General features: G+C 62.9%; 16 protein-coding genes. 6 read left to right on the top strand and 10 right to left on the bottom strand.

Annotated features, from left to right (window positions below; genetic code table 11):
* Positions 1–280 (top strand): transposase (locus tag B5E41_RS06465; RefSeq protein WP_141098746.1); only part of this gene is annotated, 280 nt, incomplete at its 5' end.
* 164 nt (positions 281–444) lie between these two features.
* On the opposite strand, the gene B5E41_RS06460 is transcribed toward B5E41_RS06465, so the two are convergent.
* The 4 genes from B5E41_RS06460 to B5E41_RS06445 all read right to left on the bottom strand — a co-directional run bounded on the left by B5E41_RS06460 (position 445) and on the right by B5E41_RS06445 (position 3,608).
* On the bottom strand, positions 445–1,284 hold the full coding sequence (locus B5E41_RS06460) for an anti-sigma factor family protein (RefSeq protein WP_088391967.1): 840 nt from the start codon (positions 1,282–1,284) through the stop codon (positions 445–447).
* Position 1,285: 1 nt separating this feature from the next.
* Positions 1,286–1,795 carry an RNA polymerase sigma factor gene (locus B5E41_RS06455; RefSeq protein WP_088391965.1) on the bottom strand — a complete coding sequence of 170 codons (510 nt, stop codon included), beginning with the start codon at positions 1,793–1,795 and terminating at the stop codon, positions 1,286–1,288.
* A 185-nt stretch (positions 1,796–1,980) separates the two neighbouring features.
* Positions 1,981–2,541, bottom strand: a complete 561-nt coding sequence (locus B5E41_RS06450) for a tetratricopeptide repeat protein (protein WP_088391963.1) — start codon at positions 2,539–2,541, stop codon at positions 1,981–1,983.
* Positions 2,542–2,699: 158 nt separating this feature from the next.
* The gene (locus B5E41_RS06445; RefSeq protein WP_088391961.1) at positions 2,700–3,608 is read right to left on the bottom strand and encodes a metallophosphoesterase family protein; all 909 of its coding nucleotides are present in this window, start codon (positions 3,606–3,608) and stop codon (positions 2,700–2,702) included.
* A 70-nt stretch (positions 3,609–3,678) separates the two neighbouring features.
* Between B5E41_RS06445 and B5E41_RS06440 the strand changes: the two genes are divergently transcribed.
* On the top strand, positions 3,679–4,158 hold the full coding sequence (locus tag B5E41_RS06440) for an NUDIX domain-containing protein (protein ID WP_064804125.1): 480 nt from the start codon (positions 3,679–3,681) through the stop codon (positions 4,156–4,158).
* Positions 4,159–4,237: 79 nt separating this feature from the next.
* Here the strand turns inward: B5E41_RS06440 and B5E41_RS06435 are convergent, their stop codons facing one another.
* Positions 4,238–5,248 carry a glutathione S-transferase family protein gene (locus B5E41_RS06435; RefSeq protein ID WP_088391959.1) on the bottom strand — a complete coding sequence of 337 codons (1,011 nt, stop codon included), beginning with the start codon at positions 5,246–5,248 and terminating at the stop codon, positions 4,238–4,240.
* 279 nt (positions 5,249–5,527) lie between these two features.
* Between B5E41_RS06435 and B5E41_RS06430 the strand changes: the two genes are divergently transcribed.
* The gene (locus B5E41_RS06430) at positions 5,528–6,028 is read left to right on the top strand and encodes a GNAT family N-acetyltransferase (RefSeq protein WP_245303058.1); all 501 of its coding nucleotides are present in this window, start codon (positions 5,528–5,530) and stop codon (positions 6,026–6,028) included.
* Here the strand turns inward: B5E41_RS06430 and B5E41_RS06425 are convergent, their stop codons facing one another.
* From B5E41_RS06425 to B5E41_RS06405, 5 genes are read right to left on the bottom strand one after another with little or no spacing between them, the layout of a single operon-like run.
* A complete protein-coding gene (locus tag B5E41_RS06425; protein WP_088391955.1) occupies positions 6,029–6,445 on the bottom strand; it encodes a GNAT family N-acetyltransferase in 417 nt (138 codons plus the stop codon).
* Between the two features lie 4 nt (positions 6,446–6,449).
* Complete coding sequence (locus B5E41_RS06420; protein ID WP_088391953.1) at positions 6,450–8,522, bottom strand: hypothetical protein; 2,073 nt, start codon at positions 8,520–8,522, stop codon at positions 6,450–6,452.
* Position 8,523: 1 nt separating this feature from the next.
* Positions 8,524–11,337, bottom strand: coding sequence for a DUF4159 domain-containing protein (locus tag B5E41_RS06415; protein WP_088391951.1), 2,814 nt, complete (start codon positions 11,335–11,337; stop codon positions 8,524–8,526).
* Positions 11,334–12,254, bottom strand: a complete 921-nt coding sequence (locus tag B5E41_RS06410; protein WP_064804114.1) for a DUF58 domain-containing protein — start codon at positions 12,252–12,254, stop codon at positions 11,334–11,336. The genes B5E41_RS06415 and B5E41_RS06410 overlap by 4 nt, the downstream gene beginning before the upstream one ends.
* Positions 12,255–12,267: 13 nt before the next feature.
* On the bottom strand, positions 12,268–13,278 hold the full coding sequence (locus tag B5E41_RS06405; RefSeq protein WP_088391949.1) for an AAA family ATPase: 1,011 nt from the start codon (positions 13,276–13,278) through the stop codon (positions 12,268–12,270).
* A gap of 158 nt (positions 13,279–13,436) precedes the next feature.
* Between B5E41_RS06405 and B5E41_RS06400 the strand changes: the two genes are divergently transcribed.
* From B5E41_RS06400 to B5E41_RS06390, 3 genes are read left to right on the top strand one after another with little or no spacing between them, the layout of a single operon-like run.
* Positions 13,437–14,060 (top strand): DUF1285 domain-containing protein, encoded by a 624-nt coding sequence (locus tag B5E41_RS06400; protein ID WP_088391947.1) that lies wholly within the window; start codon positions 13,437–13,439, stop codon positions 14,058–14,060.
* Positions 14,057–14,707 carry a CoA pyrophosphatase gene (locus B5E41_RS06395; RefSeq protein ID WP_088391945.1) on the top strand — a complete coding sequence of 217 codons (651 nt, stop codon included), beginning with the start codon at positions 14,057–14,059 and terminating at the stop codon, positions 14,705–14,707. The genes B5E41_RS06400 and B5E41_RS06395 overlap by 4 nt, the downstream gene beginning before the upstream one ends.
* Positions 14,704–15,957, top strand: a complete 1,254-nt coding sequence (locus tag B5E41_RS06390) for a CCA tRNA nucleotidyltransferase (protein WP_088391943.1) — start codon at positions 14,704–14,706, stop codon at positions 15,955–15,957. The genes B5E41_RS06395 and B5E41_RS06390 overlap by 4 nt, the downstream gene beginning before the upstream one ends.
* Positions 15,958–16,004 lie beyond the last annotated feature (47 nt).

Here is a 16,004-nt window from a genome sequence, read left to right as displayed (position 1 = left end):
CGCCCTTGCCGGCGTCGCACCCTATGACGATGATAGCGGAAAATATCATGGCAGACGCCGCATCCAGGGTGGTCGCGAACGCCTGCGAAAGAGCCTGTTCATGTGCGCGTTTACGGCAACCCGGCACAATCCGGATCTCGCCTCTTTCTACGCCCGCTTGCGTCAGAACGGAAAGGATCACCTGTGCGCCGTCATAGCCGTCGCACGCAAACTCATCGTTCTCGCCAACACAATCCTCTCTCGAAAGACCGAATGGACGCCACAATACCAGCAAAAATGAAACATGGTTGCTCCCCGCCGGGGAGAAGGGGAAGCCGAGACCGTCGCCGCGAGTCTCTTCTCCCCAGCTGGGAGAAGGTGCCGGCAGGCGGATGAGGGGGCCGCTGGCGCTGAACGTCGATTTTCCTATCTCGTCAAATCGTCGATCTGCCGACGACCTGCCGATCAGATCGCGGTGGCGATTTTCATGGCGAGCTGGCCGAGGTTGGCTTCGGCGGAGGGGCCGGCGAGAACATAGGAGGTGCCGGCATTGTGCCAGGTGACCAGGCCAATCTCGTCCTTGATCGTTTCCTTGAAGTCGTCGGTCTCAGGCGGCTGCGCGTCCTTCCGAAAGCAGATGGAGATGATGTCGCCGTCGCTGTTGGAATAGACGAGCTGACCGACAGGCCGGTTGTCGCCGAGGATGACGCGGGCACCCTGGAAGGTCCAGGATTCGGCGCTGAGATCCGGCACACGGAAAGGCACACCGATGGCGGTCGTCAGCCAGCTGGAGATTTCTTCGGCCTGTGAGGCCGGCACTTCGACGAGGTGACGGGGCTGGCGGATCAGCAGGCGTTGATAGGCGGTGACGTCGCCGAGCCAGTCATTGGTATTGGCGGGCGCCGTGGCGGCCGTGGTGGCGATCTCGTCGGCATCCGGGGTTGTGGCGGCAAAATAGCCAATGCCACAACCGACGACGAACAGGATCAGAGCGGCTGCCAGCGCCTGTGGGCCGCTTGGAGCCAGTTTCACCTGGGGGCGTATGGCGCGCTGGGTGATCGGAGTCTTTGGCGGCTGCGTGCTCTTGATCGAGCGGACGAGGGCGAGCGGCACCGGCTCCTTTAGGACATCGTCCAGGCGGCGGCGGCCGAAATCGGCGCCATGGCGCAGCTTTTCATGCAGACGCCGCGCGTTCTCGTCGCTAGCCAGGCGCTGTTCCAGTTCGTGCCGCTGTTCGGGAGAGACCTCGCCGTCGAGAAGGGCGGTGAGCTGGGCTTCGAGCGGCAATTTCCTAAGATCGAGCAATTCAGTACCTGTGGATGGGGTGGGTGCCGGCAAGTCCGGCGAAATGCAGCCTTGCGGTGGCCAGCTGGGAGACGACGCTTGCCGTCGAAATGCCCATGATGTCGGCCGCCTGCTGATAGCTGTGACCTTCGACATCGACGAGCAGGAAGATCGAGGAAACGCCCTCCGGCATTTCGGCGATCATGCGATGGATGGCGTCGGGATCGACCGAGGCCGAGCGTTCACGCGCAGCCTCTCTGATATCGGTGACGTTGCCGCGTGCCGACGCCTTCGGCTTCCGCTTGCGGCTGTCCTCCGTCCACTGCTGGCGGGCAAGCGTGTAGATCCAGCTTTCCAGTCGGCCCTCGCCATTCCACTGATGCCCCCTGGCAATGGCGCGCAGACAGACGGCTTGGACAAGTTCGTCGGCCACGGTCGCTTCGCCCGCGAGCGTGATCGCGAAGCGGCGAAGGTGGGGCAGAAGGCCGACGAGATCACGCCGGAGGTCGGTGGTCGTTGCGGGCTGACGCATTGTCTATCCAAGAAGCATTCACAATGGTTTCGCGGACGAAAGCTTCGCCATCGGACGCGAAACCGGCTTTTTTGGCACCGGAGATGCAGATGCTTTATGAAGCAAATCCACTGCACTTCGCAAGCATTCGGTCATCCTATCCCCTTTCCCAAGGGGTTTTCCCAATCTAGCCCGCAAAGCTTGCGTCAATATGTCTTGTAACCGTTCAAACTTTGCAGCAGAGCGCGGTAGGCCCAGGTGTCTTCGCCGCCGCGGTCGCGAATTTCGACGAGCTGGACGCGCGCTCCCTGGATGTCTCCTTGTTCCACCAGTGCCATGCCCATGTAGGAGCGGGCGAGAATATAATTCTCATCCGCCTGCAATGCCTTGCGGTAATAGGACATGCCGAGCTCCATGCGACCGGCCTTGCGGTTGGCATAGCCAAGATAGTTCAGAATGCGGGGGTCGTTCTGATTAAGAGCAAGATTGAGCACGGCGATGGCATTCTCATACTGGCCGGCATAGGCGAATTCGCGGGCGAACTTATAGAGATCGTCGTCGTTGAAGCTGTTCTTCTTCGGAGTGACGCATTCCTTCTTGGCCTTGTCCCAGACCTTGCCGCCGGTGCAGGTCTTGGTCGTCTGCGTCTTCGGCGGCGGATTGGTGTCGTCGTTGCTGTCGCCGACCGCGAAGGCGGCGTTTGCCATGCCGAAGACAAAGCCGGCGGCAAGTGTTGTTCTGCACAGGCGATGGAAGGGGGAAGTCATTGGCGGCTCCGTTCTGAGGCGATGCAGTCGGTTGGATTGTACGCTTACCGGTAAAAATACCAAGAGGGTAGGCTGCCTCCATGACAAATGTTGCGACGGTTGCAACGCGCTTTGCGAGATTGATTCAAGTGCCGCATAAACAGAGTCCGAAGTCAGCGCTAAGGCGCGAAAATATCGACGCTTTCCGGCATCATCGCATCGCCTGTCCTGTTCAGGCTGAAGCGCTCGCCGGTGAGTTCCCAGGCGCCCGGAGAGCCGTCGATGGAAAAGAGGTTGTAGGCGGCCGGCGGCTTTATGCTGCCCGGCCCCTGCGAGGCCGACGCGATGCCGACGACAGGCACCGGCTGCACTTGGCCGCGCAGCCAGTGCAGCGTATTCAGATGCGTGTGGCCGTGCAGCACGAGCTCGGCGCCGCCGGTCGAAATCACGGCCGCGAAGCGGCGGATGCCGATCATGCGTTTGTGGAAGGCGGTGGCGCCGCGGATCGGCGGATGATGGATCATGACGACGCGGAAGAGACCGGCTTCGCCGGCCGCGCGCAGCATGTTGACCGTGTCGCGGGCCTGGCGGGCGCTGAAAAAGCCGGAGGCGGCGAAAGGGGGCGTGGCGACGGCCGTGGAGCAGCCGACGATCGCAACTTTGTCGCGGACACGCAGATAGGGAAAGATGCGGCGGTCTTCCTGCCATTGCGGCGAGGCGAGATCGCCGCGGACATAATCGTACCAGGCGCGCATCGATTTCTCATAGGCACCCGGCACATAGGCGTCATGATTGCCGGGAACGACCGAGGTGTCGGCGGGATCGCCGAGCGCGCGTAGCCAGGCGGCGGCGGCGCGGATCTCGATGCCGCTCGCCAGGTTGACGAGGTCGCCGGTAACGGCCAAATGATCGGCCTGATGGGCGCGGATGTCATCGAGAAGCAGATCCAGCGTGCTGGCGAAAAGGTGCTTGCGTCGATTTCGATGCCAGTTCACAAAGCCGGTTATGCGTTTGGAAAACAGCTCTTGAATGGAAAGAGGAGGCAGTGGTCCGAGGTGGACGTCGGAAATATGCGCGAGCTTGAACATGCTACGAGACATAGACCAGCTTATTGACAATTCAAACACATCCGGCGCGATGAAGAGCCGAAACGGGACGATGGTGGATAAAGAGAAGCGGCCCCCTCACATCAGGTTGGCCCTGCGCCTCCTGCATGTCTATTTCTCCTTCGCCCGCGGCATGACGATGGGGGTCAGGGCCGCCTGCTTCGATGCGGACGGCCGGATCTTTCTCGTGCGCCACAGCTATATCGGCGGCTGGCATATGCCCGGCGGCGGGCTGGAACGCAACGAGACGGCCGAAGAAGCGCTGATCAAGGAACTGCGCGAGGAGGGCAACCTCAGAATCATTGGAAAACCGCAGCTGGTCCAGGTCTATTTCAACACCACGACCACCCGGCGCGACCACGTTGTATTCTATCGCGTAACCGTCGAGCAGACGGCACCGCGGCCGCCGGATTGGGAGATTTCCGACAGCGGGTTCTTTTCGCTCGACAGCCTGCCCGAGGGCACGACCGAGGCGACGTATCGCCGCCTCGCCGAGCTTCGGGGCGAGCAGGAGCCAGACCACCGCTGGTGAGAAGCTTCAGGCTGCATTCAACCCGCTGCATAATTCCTAAGTCGGAATCGATTTAGAGTAAATTATGCAGCAATTTTTTCTACAGCGTCCTTTGCGCGTCTAAAAAGACGCGCGGCGCTGTAGCGCGGCCATGCGGGCTGTCGAGATCGAGCGCCGGGCCGATGGGGACGATGCCGGTCGGGTTGATCGTCTTGTGACTGCGGTAGTAGTGCTGCTTGATGTGCTGCAGGTTTACCGTCTCGGCAACACCTGCCGTCTGATAGAGATCCCTGAGATAGCCGGGCAGATTGCGATAATCAGCGATGCGGCGGATGTTGCACTTGAAGTGGCCGACATAGACCGAGTCGAAACGCACCAGCGTGGTGAAGAGGCGCCAATCAGCCTCGGTCAATCTGTCGCCGAAAAGGTAGCGGCCCTTGCCCAGGCGTTGGTCGAGAATATCGAGTGTTTCGAACAGTTTGCCGACATTTTCCTCGTAAGCTTCTTGAGTTGTGGCAAAGCCCGCCTTGTAGACGCCGTTGTTGACAGTGTCGTAGACGGTGGCGTTCAGCGTGTCGATCTCGGCACGGAGATCCTCCGGATAGAAATTGGCCTTCGAACCCGTGAGCCCGTCGAAGGCGCTGTTGAACATGCGGATGATCTCGGCCGACTCGTTATTGACGATCGTGCCGGTCTGCTTGTCCCAGAGGACGGGAACGGTAACACGGCCGGAATAGTGCGGATCCGCCTTGACGTAGATCTGCCAGAGTGTCCCAGCGCCAAAGAGATGATCGCCGGTAGCGCCGTCACCGATCTTGAACTCCCAGCCATTCTCGAGCATCAGTGGATCCACGACAGAAACCGAAATCAGCTCCTCCAGCTTCTTCAGCTTGCGGAAGATCAAGGTGCGATGGGCCCAAGGGCAGGCGAGAGAGACATAGAGATGATACCGCCCGGCCTCGGCCTTGAAGCCGCCGCTTCCGGAAGGCCCAGCCTCGCCGTCTGCCGTCACCCAGTTGCGAAATTGCGAGGGCTGCCGTTTGAAGTGGCCCTTGCTCTCCTTCGTGTCGTACCAGACGTCATGCCAGACGCCGTCCACAAGCATTCCCATGATCTTCATTCCCTTGATTGGCGTGTTGGAATTGACGTTAGCTGAGATAGTGGGGCTTTGCAGGCGGTAAAGATTGAACAGTGCGTCACGCCCCCGCGCCAGCAGGATCGGGTGTGCATTTTGCGTTGGACGGCGGAAATTTTTCCTGCTATCGGCCTTTTCACGATTTGAGGAACGCCTGTCTGATGTTCATTTCCAGAAACCTACGACGACGCTGATGCTCCGAACGCCGAAGGCGTGTTCGAGACCCATCAATCTGTCCAACCGGTTTCTGTCATCATGTACAAGCACGATCTCGTCTACCTCACCGAAGACGCGTCCCACGACGCCGCCATCGAACACATCAATGAAGAAGCCTTCGGTCCGGGCCGGTTCACGCGTGCCGCCGCGCGCATCCGCGAGCAGGGGCCGCATGATCTGTCGCTTTCCTTTATCTGCGCCGACGATGGCGAGACGATCGCCTCCGTGCGCATGACGCCGGTGCTGGCCGGCACGGTGAAGGGGCATCTTCTTGGCCCGCTTGCCGTTCGACCCTCGCACAAAAATATCGGTATCGGCCGGGAACTGGTGCGGATCGCAGTGGAAGCTGCGCGGCGGAAGGGTTCGGAAGCCGTCATCCTGGTCGGCGATCCGCCCTATTACGGCCCGCTCGGCTTCGAGAAGGTGGCCTATAACGCGCTTGCCTTTCCAGGTCCCGTCGATCCCGGCCGGGTGCTGGTCGTTCCGATCGCCGAGGATGTGCACGAGCGGCTGAAAGGCATAATCGCCTGGCGCGGATGATCAGAGATTTTTCCGGAGGAAGCTGCGGGTGCGGCCTTCCGGGAGATCCTCAAGCTCGCCGAAGATTTCATAACCCTGGCGCAGATAGGCGCGGAGAGCCTGCGGGTTGAAGGTATCGATCCAGGCGCCACGACATCCTCGCGCCTTGGCCTCGTCTTCCGCCATTGCTAGGATCTTGCCGGCTATGCCCGTCCCGCGCAGCGTATCGGGGATATAAAGCATTTGGGTAAAGAGCCAGCCCCAGGCGGTAAAGCCCGACAGGCCGCCGGTCACATTGCCGGCGGTATCGCGGATGAGGACGGCGAGCGGCTGGCGGTCCGAAGGGCCGACATCGCTGTTATTGAAGGCCGAGAGCGCATCGGTGATTGCCGCGAGTTCCCCAGCCGAAGGCGATGCCGTGAGCTCGAACTCCGGCATGCGACTATCGCCCTTCGCGCCACCACATGGCGCCGAAAGCGAGCAGCAGGATGCCGACGCCGGCGAAGCCGGCAAAGAGCGGCAGCGTGTTGATTCCCTTCAGGACCGTTTCGTTGGTCATGCGGATCATCATACGCTCGTTATCGGAGACGCGGACCTGACCGCGCACCGGCAGGATCGGCGGAACGCTGATTGCGCCCTTTTCGCTGGCGACACGGGTCACGAGACCTTTGCTCCTGTCGACGACAGGCTTCAGCACTTCGGTCGTCGAGATCATCGCCTTGAATTCGGGCGCATCGACAGCGCCGATGTGCACAAGCGTCGATAACTTGCCGTTACGGATTTCGAAGAGGCCGACTTCGTTCATGCGTTTTTCGGCCTTGTAGAGCCCCGGTTCCGTCTGGGTGAGCGGCAGGCTTTCGGTCTTGCCGGAGGGGTAACGCACGGTGGCGTTACCAGGATTGTCGCCGATCGTCTGGCGCGTGACTTCAAGCGTTCGGCCGGAGGCGCGCGCCGTCAACGCTTCTTCCTCGAGCGCTGGTTCCTTCATTAGCCAATGAGCGATGCGGCGATACAGCGAGACATTTGGACCGCCGCCTTCGAAGCCGCGCGCCCAGAGCCAGCCCTGATCGGAAAGCAGCATGGCGACGCGGCCTTGGCCGGCGCGGTTCAGCACCAGCAACGGATGGTTGTCGGCGCCAACCATGATCGTTTCGCCCTGCGGCCGTTCGACATCGACGCTGCGGAACCAGCGGCCCCAATGCGGCGGGTCCTCGCCGGAGCCGTCCAAGCCGCGTGTGACCGGATGCTTGCGCCCTTCCTCGGAGAGGCGAGGATAGAAGGCCTTTTCGATCATCCGGCCGGTCGGCTCTGCCGGCAGCACAGAGGCGAGCGGCGTCATCGCGATCGACTCTGGACTCGCGTGTTCCGGACCGGCGGCGATCAACAGCGCGCCGCCGTTCTCCACGTACTGGGCGATGTTGTCATAGTAAAGCATGGGCAGCACGTTGGCGCGGTCCTGATAGCGGTCGAAGATGATCAGGTCGAAATCCTTGATCTTGTCGATGAAAAGTTCACGCGTCGGGAAGGCGATCAGCGACAGCTCGTTGATCGGCGTGCCGTCCTGCTTTTCCGGCGGACGCAGAATGGTGAAGTGAACGAGATCGACCGAGGCGTCGGATTTCAGGAGGTTGCGCCAAGCGCGCTCGCCGGCATGCGGTTCGCCGGAGACGAGCAGGACGCGCAGATTCTGGCGAATGCCGTCAATGACGTGGACGGCGCGGTTGTTGGCGGTGGTGACTTCGCCGGGAAGCGCGGCGACGGAGAATTCGAGCACGTTGCTGCCGCCAGCCGGCACCTTGAAGGAGAAAGGCGTATCCTGACCGGGCGTTGCCTGCAAGGTAGCGATCTCGTCGCCGTTCAGCTTCACCGTGACGTCGGCCGTGCCGCCGGGGCTCGGACCATCGTCGAAGACGCGCAGGACGACCTGCTGCTCCTCGTTGACGATGCCGAAGCGCGGTCCCTTGATGACTTCGATGCGACGGTCGAATTCCTTGGGCTTGCCGGTGACGAGACCATGGATCGGCGCATCGAAGCCAAGCGCCTGATTGGCGGCCGGGACATCATGGACTTCACCGTCTGTCAGCATGATGGCGCCGCCGATGCGGGCGGCCGGCACATCGGCGATGTTGGCTGCCAGCGCATCGAACAGGCGGGTGGACGGAACGTCGGAATTGACGTCGCCTTCGACTTCGACGAAGCGGGGTTCTATCTGGGGGAAGCGGGCAAGCTGCCCTTTCAATGCCGCAAGCGCGTCATCGGTCATCTTCATGCGCTCGGGTGTCTGCTGGCTTTGGCTTCGGTCGACGATGACGGGGACGATCGTCGACAGCTGATCGCGATCCTCCTGCAGCAGTACGGGGTTGGCAAGGGCGCTCAGCAGGGCGAGGGCGGCCAGTGTCCTGATCCAGGCGCCGCGAATGCCGCGGAAGATCGCAAAGGCGGCGATGAAAGCACTGGCGGCGGCCAGTGCCGCTAGGATCGGCCAGGGCAGGAAGGGTGAAAAATCGAAGGTCATCTCATTGCCCTAACCGTTCGAGGAGGTCGGGAACGTGGACCTGGTCGGTCTTGTAGTTGCCGGTCAGCATGTACATCATGATGTTGACGCCGGCCCGGTAGGCATATTCACGCTGCCCTTCATCCGAGGGCACAGTCGGCAGCATCGGCGTACCGTTTTCGTCGACTGCCCAGGCGCCGGCGAAATCATTGCCGGTGATCAGGATCGGCGAAACCCCGTCGGCCGTCGCCGCCGATTTTTCGGTCGTTTCTCGGCCACCTTGCCGGGCCTCGATCCAAAGCGGGCTGCCGGCATAGCGGCCGGGAAAGCTCGACAGGAGATAGAAGGATTTCGTCAGCACGTGATCCGAGGGGACCGGTTCGAGCGGCGGGATATCGAGATTGGCGAGGATTTCCTGCAGCCGCTGACCGTTGGCGCTGACATCGCCGCCATTGTCCAGAGCGCTGAGCTGGTCGCGCGTGTCGAAAAGCACAGTGCCGCCGTTGCGCATATAGGCGTCGATGCGGCTGATCGCGGCCGATGACGGCATCGGCGCCGTTGCCGACACCGGCCAATAGATGATCGGATAGAAGGTGAGTTCGTCCCTGGTGAGGTCAAGGCCGACGGGCGGCGCCGGCTCCAGCGTCGTGCGGAAGGTCAGGAACTGGGTCAAGCCCTCAAGGCCGCGCTCGGATATATTGTCGACTTCCTGCTCGCCGGTGACGACATAGGCGAGATGCGTGTTGTCAAGCCTCTCCAGAATGAGGTCGTCATCGGGCCGGGAGTCGTTGGCGTGAAGTGTGCCGGGCTGCAGCAGGAAGCCTGCGCCGAGTACGACCGCGATCACGCCCACGGCGCGAGCGGCCGGGCGCAATCGCGAGAAAGCGCCGTTCATGAAAAGGACGATCAGGCTGTCGGCGAGCAGCAGCAGAAAGGCGACCAGGAAAAGAGCCGGCTTTGCCGACCAGCTTTCGCCGCCGATCAAGCCTTCGCGCACGGCATTGGTTCCAGCGGTATCGAGCGGCTTCAGTTCGGCGTTCTCGGGCAGCACGTTCAATGAGGTGAAACCATCTTCCGAACCGTAGAGGCCGGGCGGATTATCGAAATTCGCCGTCGGTTCGGCTCCGGCCCTGGGGATCAGAGGTCGCGCCGAGCCAGTCTCGGAAACGAGCACACCCTTGGCCGTCAGCATGCGGTAGGGCGGAAGGGTCTCGGAGACACGCGCGCTGCTGCGCGCCTCGGACGTCACACCGCCTGAGCGCGATATCTGCAGGAGGTGACGCAGCATATCGACGAAAGTGCCCGAGATCGGCAGATCGGACCAGGTCGCTTCCGCTGTGACGTGGAAGAGGACGATCTGGCCGGATGCCAGCTGCTTCATCGTGACCAGTGGCGTGCCGTCGGCGAGGCTTGCCCAGGTGCGTTCGGCAAGGTCGGGTGTCGGCTCGGCGAGCACCTGCCGTTTGACCACGACATCGGCGGGACGCGGTATGCCCGCGAAGGGGCCGATGCTCGGAAATTCGGCCAGCGACTGCGGTTCGCTCCAGGACAAGGTGCCGCCCAGCGCTCGTTCTCCCTGGCGTAGGATAACGGGAATGAGCGGATCGTCGGCAGGTGCCGCCGCCATGCGCGGGCCGGCGAAACGCAGGAGCATGCCACCATTCGATATCCAGCGTGTCAGAGGCTCGTAGGTCTCCTCCGGCAGGCGACCGATATCGGCCATGATGATGATCGAAGGGTTGCTGGCGAGAAGTTTCGGTATCGCGACCGCCAGATCGGAATCGCTGGGCTGGATGATGTCCGCATAGGGCTGCAGCGCCCGCTGGATGTAGTAGAGCGGCGAGAGCAGCGGCTGGAATTCATCGGCTCCGGTACCGGACAGCAGGACGACGCGGCGCCGCTTGAACGCGTCGTCGAGAAGGTGGACCGCGCCTGCCGTCGCGCCGTTGTCGACGCTGATGCGGGCGAAATCGTTGCGCATCTCGAAGGGAGCGGTGATCGAACTCGTGGCGACGCTCTGGCCGGGCCGGAAATCCACCCTGCCGTTGGCGATCGAGCGGCCCTGGGCATCGACGGCGTTCAGCGCCACGGATGCGGGGCGCGAACTGTCGAGCCGCGTGACCTTGACCGTCATCGCGTCGGCCGCATTGCTGGCCGCGGTGACGGCAACCGTCTTCATGGCATCGCCCTCGATCAGGCGCAGATCGGCGGGCTGGAGTTCGGCAAGCCTGCGCACCGTCAGATCATCGGCCTTGGCGGCGGCGCCGTCGGTCAGGAAGGCGAGGGTACCGGGCTTGACGCCGTTGAGCGCTGCCCGCAGCGCCTGGAAGGCGCGCTCGCGATCGGGGACCAGCGGCCGCGGCTCGGCAGCCCGCAGCTTGTCGCGGGCGCTGGCTGCGGTGCCGGGCACGGCATCGTTGGTGGGATCGGCGGTGAAGGCGACCGCTACCGGCGTGCCGGCGGATTCGGCATCGTCCACCAGCGCGTCGGCGGTCTGAACGCGACGCTCCCAATCGGGCGATGCCGCCCAGCTGTTGTCGACGAAGAGGACGAGCGGGCCACCCGATGCAAGCGAATTGGTGCGCGGATTGAAGACAGGATCGGCAATCGCAAGGATGATGATGGCGGCGAGCAGCATGCGCAGAAGCGTCAGCCACCAGGGGCTTTGCGCCGGTGTTTCCTCGCGCTTCAATACCGATGCAAGGATCTTCAGCGGCGGAAAGACCTCCGTTTTCGGGCGTGGCGGTGTCAGCCGCAACAGCCACCAGATGACCGGCAAGGCTATGAGGGCGCCGAGAATGGCGGGATAGGCGAAAGCGAAGGGAAGGGCGTTCATAGCAGCCCTCCATGCGTTGCCTTGGCCGGCATGCCGGACAGGTACATGTGGACCGCGACCAGCGCCTCCGAGGCAAGATGATCGGTGCGGTGGGTTGTAAAGGTCCAGCCGAGATGGCGCAGCGACTGGCCGAGGCTGTCCCTACGGGCGAGGTAGGCGTTGCGATAGGTCTCGCGGACGTGTTCGGCGCGGCCGGAAATCAGCTTGGCGCCGGTCTCCGGATCGATGAATTCGGTGCGGCCGCTATAGGGAAAGATCTCTTCGGCGGGATCTGCTATCTCGACCACATGGCCGTGCAGGCCACGGCGGGCAAGCGGGCCGAGCCGCTCCATGATAACAGGAGCGTCGTCGAGGAAATCGCCGATGAGCACGAGGTCACTCCAGCCGCGGATCATCGCTGTTTCCGGCAGTCCGCCGGTCAGCGGCGCGTGCATGAGCGCGGCTGCGAGGCGTTCGGCGGCATTACGGGTGGAGACAGGTTCCATAATGCCGGGGCAGCCGATGCGCTCGCCGGAGCGGGCGAGGATTTCAGCAAGCGCCAGCATCACGACCAGCGCCCGGCTTTCCTTGGAGACGCTGCCGTAGCTCGACTTGTACATCATCGAAGGCGACATGTCGCACCAGAGCCAGATCGTGTGCGCTGCCTCCCATTCGCGCTCCCGCACATAGGTATGATCGTCGCGGGCGGAGCGGCGCCAATCGATGCGCGACAGGCTTTCACCTTCGGCATAGGGTCGGAACTGCCAGAAATTCTCGCCGATGCCGCGCTTGCGGCGGCCGTGCCAGCCGGCAATCACCGTATTGGCGATGCGCTTGGCTTCCACCAGGCAGTCCGGCATCAGGGAGGCCCGCTGCCTGGCGCGGGAAAGGGCATCGCTGCCTGACGTCGGGTTGACGGTCTGTCCGATAGGTGCCACGCGTCCGGCTTCCTTATCCCTTTGCCTGCCTGACCAGTCCGGCGATGACGTCGCGCACCGACATGCCTTCGGCGCGGGCAGCGAAAGTCAGCGCCATGCGGTGCTGGAGAATGGGTTCGGCAAGCGCGAAGATATCGTCGAGGGAGGGCGCGAGGCGGCCTTCATAAAGCGCGCGGGCGCGGGCGCAGAGCATCATCGCCTGGCCGGCGCGCGGGCCTGGACCCCAAGCGACGTTCTTGTCGGTCGAGGCATTGCCCTGGCCGGGGCGGGCGGAGCGAACCAGCGAAAGGATGGCGTCGACGACGGTCTCGCTGACCGGCATCTGGCGCACCAGAGCCTGGATTTCGATCAGCCGCTGCGCGTCTATGATCGCTTCCGGCCGGGTTTCGCTGAGGCCTGTCGTCTCGAGCAGGATCTGGCGTTCGGCGGCGAGCTCGGGATAGTTGACGTCGACCTGCAGCAGGAAGCGGTCGAGCTGGGCCTCGGGCAGGGGATAGGTGCCTTCCTGCTCCAGCGGGTTCTGGGTGGCGAGCACATGGAAGGGAGCCGGCAGGTCATAGCGCTGGCCGGCGATCGTGATGTGATATTCCTGCATCGCCTGCAAAAGTGCCGACTGGGTGCGCGGCGAGGCGCGGTTGATTTCGTCGGCCATCAGGAGCTGGGCAAAGACCGGGCCGTTGACGAAACGGAAGGAACGGCGGCCGCTGTCGTCCTGATCCATCACTTCGGAGCCGAGAATATCCGAAGGCATCAGGTCGGGCGTGAACTGGATGCGGTTGGCGGCAAGGCCCAGCACCTCGCCGAGCGTCGTCACCAGCCTGGTCTTGGCAAGGCCGGGGACGCCGACAAGCAGGGCATGACCGCCTGACAGCACAGCGAGGATGGTGTTCTCGACGACGCTCTCCTGACCGAAGATCACTTTCGAGACTTCCCCGCGGATGGCGGCGATATCGGAGAGCGCCCTTTCGGCTGCGGCGACGATCGCCTTTTCATCGAGGCTGGCTTCGGTCTTCATCATACCCACGGGCATCTCCAACGGCTGAAATCATTCGGCAGCGAATCGGCGGACTTATACATCTGCCTCATACTCGATAGAGTTATGGAGATGCGACGGGCTGACAAGTTCGTTACGAATGACTATCTCGTGACTTCACTTCGTTAAGGACAAACCGGGACGGAAGAATGGCAGCCGAAGAAATCAGCGGACAGGCGGATGCGGCGGGGCTTGCCGCGCTGATCTCGCGCGCCTCCGCCGAAAACAGCGGTAAAAAACGCGGGCTACCGCCGGTCGAGCGGTGGAATCCGCCTTTTTGCGGCGATATCGACATGGAGATCAGGGCCGACGGCACCTGGTTCTACATGGGTACGCCGATCGGCCGACCGGCTCTGGTGCGGCTGTTTTCGACGGTTCTGCGCAAGGATGAGGACGAGAAGACCTATCTCGTAACTCCTGTGGAAAAGGTGAGGATCAGGGTCGTCGACGCGCCGTTCATCGCCGTGGAGATGAGCGTGACGGAACGAGAGGGCCGCCAGGTGCTGACGTTCCGCACCAATGTCGGCGATGTCGTCGAGGCGGGAGGAGAGCATCGGCTGCGCTTTGCCATTGCGGGCGAGAATACCGAATTGAAACCCTATCTGCACGTTCGCGGGCGGCTGGAGGCGCTGGTGTCACGTGCGGTAATGTATGAACTGGTCGCGCTCGGCGAGACGCTCGACGTGGAGGGGCGGGCGATGTTTGCGATCTGCTCTGCCGGCGAGGTCTTCCCCGTCATGCCGGCCGATGAACTGGATGCACTTAGCCGATGAACGATGCGATCGCCCAACGTTATCCGCTGTTCTCAGCAGCCGAATTCCGCCGCCGCGCGCTCAACCAGAATGGCGGGCCGGTGGACCATGCCTGGCGCGATCACGGCGACCATGTCCTCAATCCTGATATCGTGGAGGAGGTGGCGACCTTCAAGCTGCGCGACGCCGCCGTGCTTGTGCCTGTCGTCGACGACGGCGAGGAAGCGCATGTGATCTTCACCAAGCGCACGACGACGCTACGCAAACATTCCGGCCAGATCGCCTTTCCCGGCGGCTCGATCGATCCGGCCGATATCTCGCCGGAAATGGCGGCGATCCGCGAGACGGAGGAGGAGATCGGCCTGGCCGGCTCCTTCGTCGAGACGGTCGGCAGACTGCCGAACTATCTCGCCTCGACCGGTTTCCGCATTACGCCGGTGCTCGGGGTCGTCGAGCCGGGTTTCGCGCTGAGGCTGAACCCGGCCGAGGTGGACGACGTGTTCGAGGTGCCGCTTTCCTTCCTGATGAACCCGGCCAATCACCGCCGCGACAGGCGCGTCATCGACGGCATCGACCGGCATTTCTACCGCATGCCCTATGAAACCAGGATGATCTGGGGCATCACCGCCGGCATCGTCCGCACGCTCTACGAAAGGCTTTATGCATGACCGGCATTGCCGACCAAGCATGGTTCCGCGATCCGGCCCTCGGCCGGGTCCTTGCGCTTCTCAATGCCGATGAGGGGGAAGGGCGAGTGGTCGGCGGCGCGGTGCGCAACAGCCTGATGGGCCTGCCGGTCAGCGACATCGACATCGCCACGACGCTGAGGCCTGAAATCGTCATCGAGCGGGCGGCGGCGGCCGGCGTCAAGGCAGTGCCGACAGGATTGCAGCACGGCACGGTGACGCTCGTCATCGATGGCAAGCCTTTCGAGGTGACGACGCTGCGTACCGATGTGGAAACCGATGGGCGCCACGCCAAGGTCGCTTTCAGCACCGACTGGAAGGCCGACGCCGAACGGCGGGATCTGACAATCAACGCGCTCTATGCAGATGCCGAGGGCGAAGTGGTCGATCTCGTCGGCGGACTTGCCGATATCGAAACGCGCAACATCCGCTTCATCGGCGATGCGGCAAGGCGTATCGCCGAGGACCATCTGCGCATTCTGCGCTTCTTCCGTTTTTTTGCCTATTACGGCTCCGGGCGTCCCGATGCGGAGGGCCTGAAGGCCTGTGCGGCGGCGCGGTCGAAACTGAAGATGCTGTCGGCCGAACGCGTCTGGTCGGAGCTCAGAAAACTGCTCGGTGCTGCCGATCCCGGCCGGGCACTCCTCTGGATGCGGCAGGTGGCGGTCTTGACGGAAATTCTGCCGGAATCGGAACGTTGGGGGATCGATGCCATCCCTTCGCTTGTCGCCACCGAGAGGGCGCTCGGCTGGGCGCCCGATCCGCTGCTGCGCCTGATGGCGATCGTACCGCCCGATGAGGCGCGGTTGGAGGCGCTTGCGGCCCGGCTGAAACTCTCCAATGCGGAAGCGGCCACTCTCAAGGCCTGGGCGACGGCGGCGCCGGTCAACGACGAAATCTCGCCGGCCGCTTTCGAACGGCTACTTTACCGCAACGGCCCCGACGGCATAACGACGCGGCTGAAGCTAGCGCTTGCCGTTGCGCGCGGCAAGGCTGAGGGCGATCTTGGCGAAATGGCGCGTTCGGCGCGGCTCGGCAAGCTCATGGATCAGGCCGCGAACTGGAAGAAGCCGCAGTTTCCTCTGAATGGCGCCGACGTGCTTGCGGCCGGTGTCGCATCTGGCCCTCGCGTCGGCGAACTGCTTGCGGTGCTGGAAAATCAGTGGGTGGAGGAAAATTTCACCTCCGATCGGACGGCGCTCCTCGCCCGGCTGCAGGAACGAGCGCAATAGCCGACATCGCGTCGCATCGGATGGATGCGGCGCGGCTCCCTTGTTGC

Origin of the sequence: Rhizobium esperanzae (genome assembly GCF_002204185.1) — a bacterium.
Classification (GTDB): domain Bacteria; phylum Pseudomonadota; class Alphaproteobacteria; order Rhizobiales; family Rhizobiaceae; genus Rhizobium; species Rhizobium esperanzae.
The sequence above is the reverse complement of the archived record's forward strand: the minus strand, read 5'-3'. Positions and strand labels throughout refer to the sequence as shown.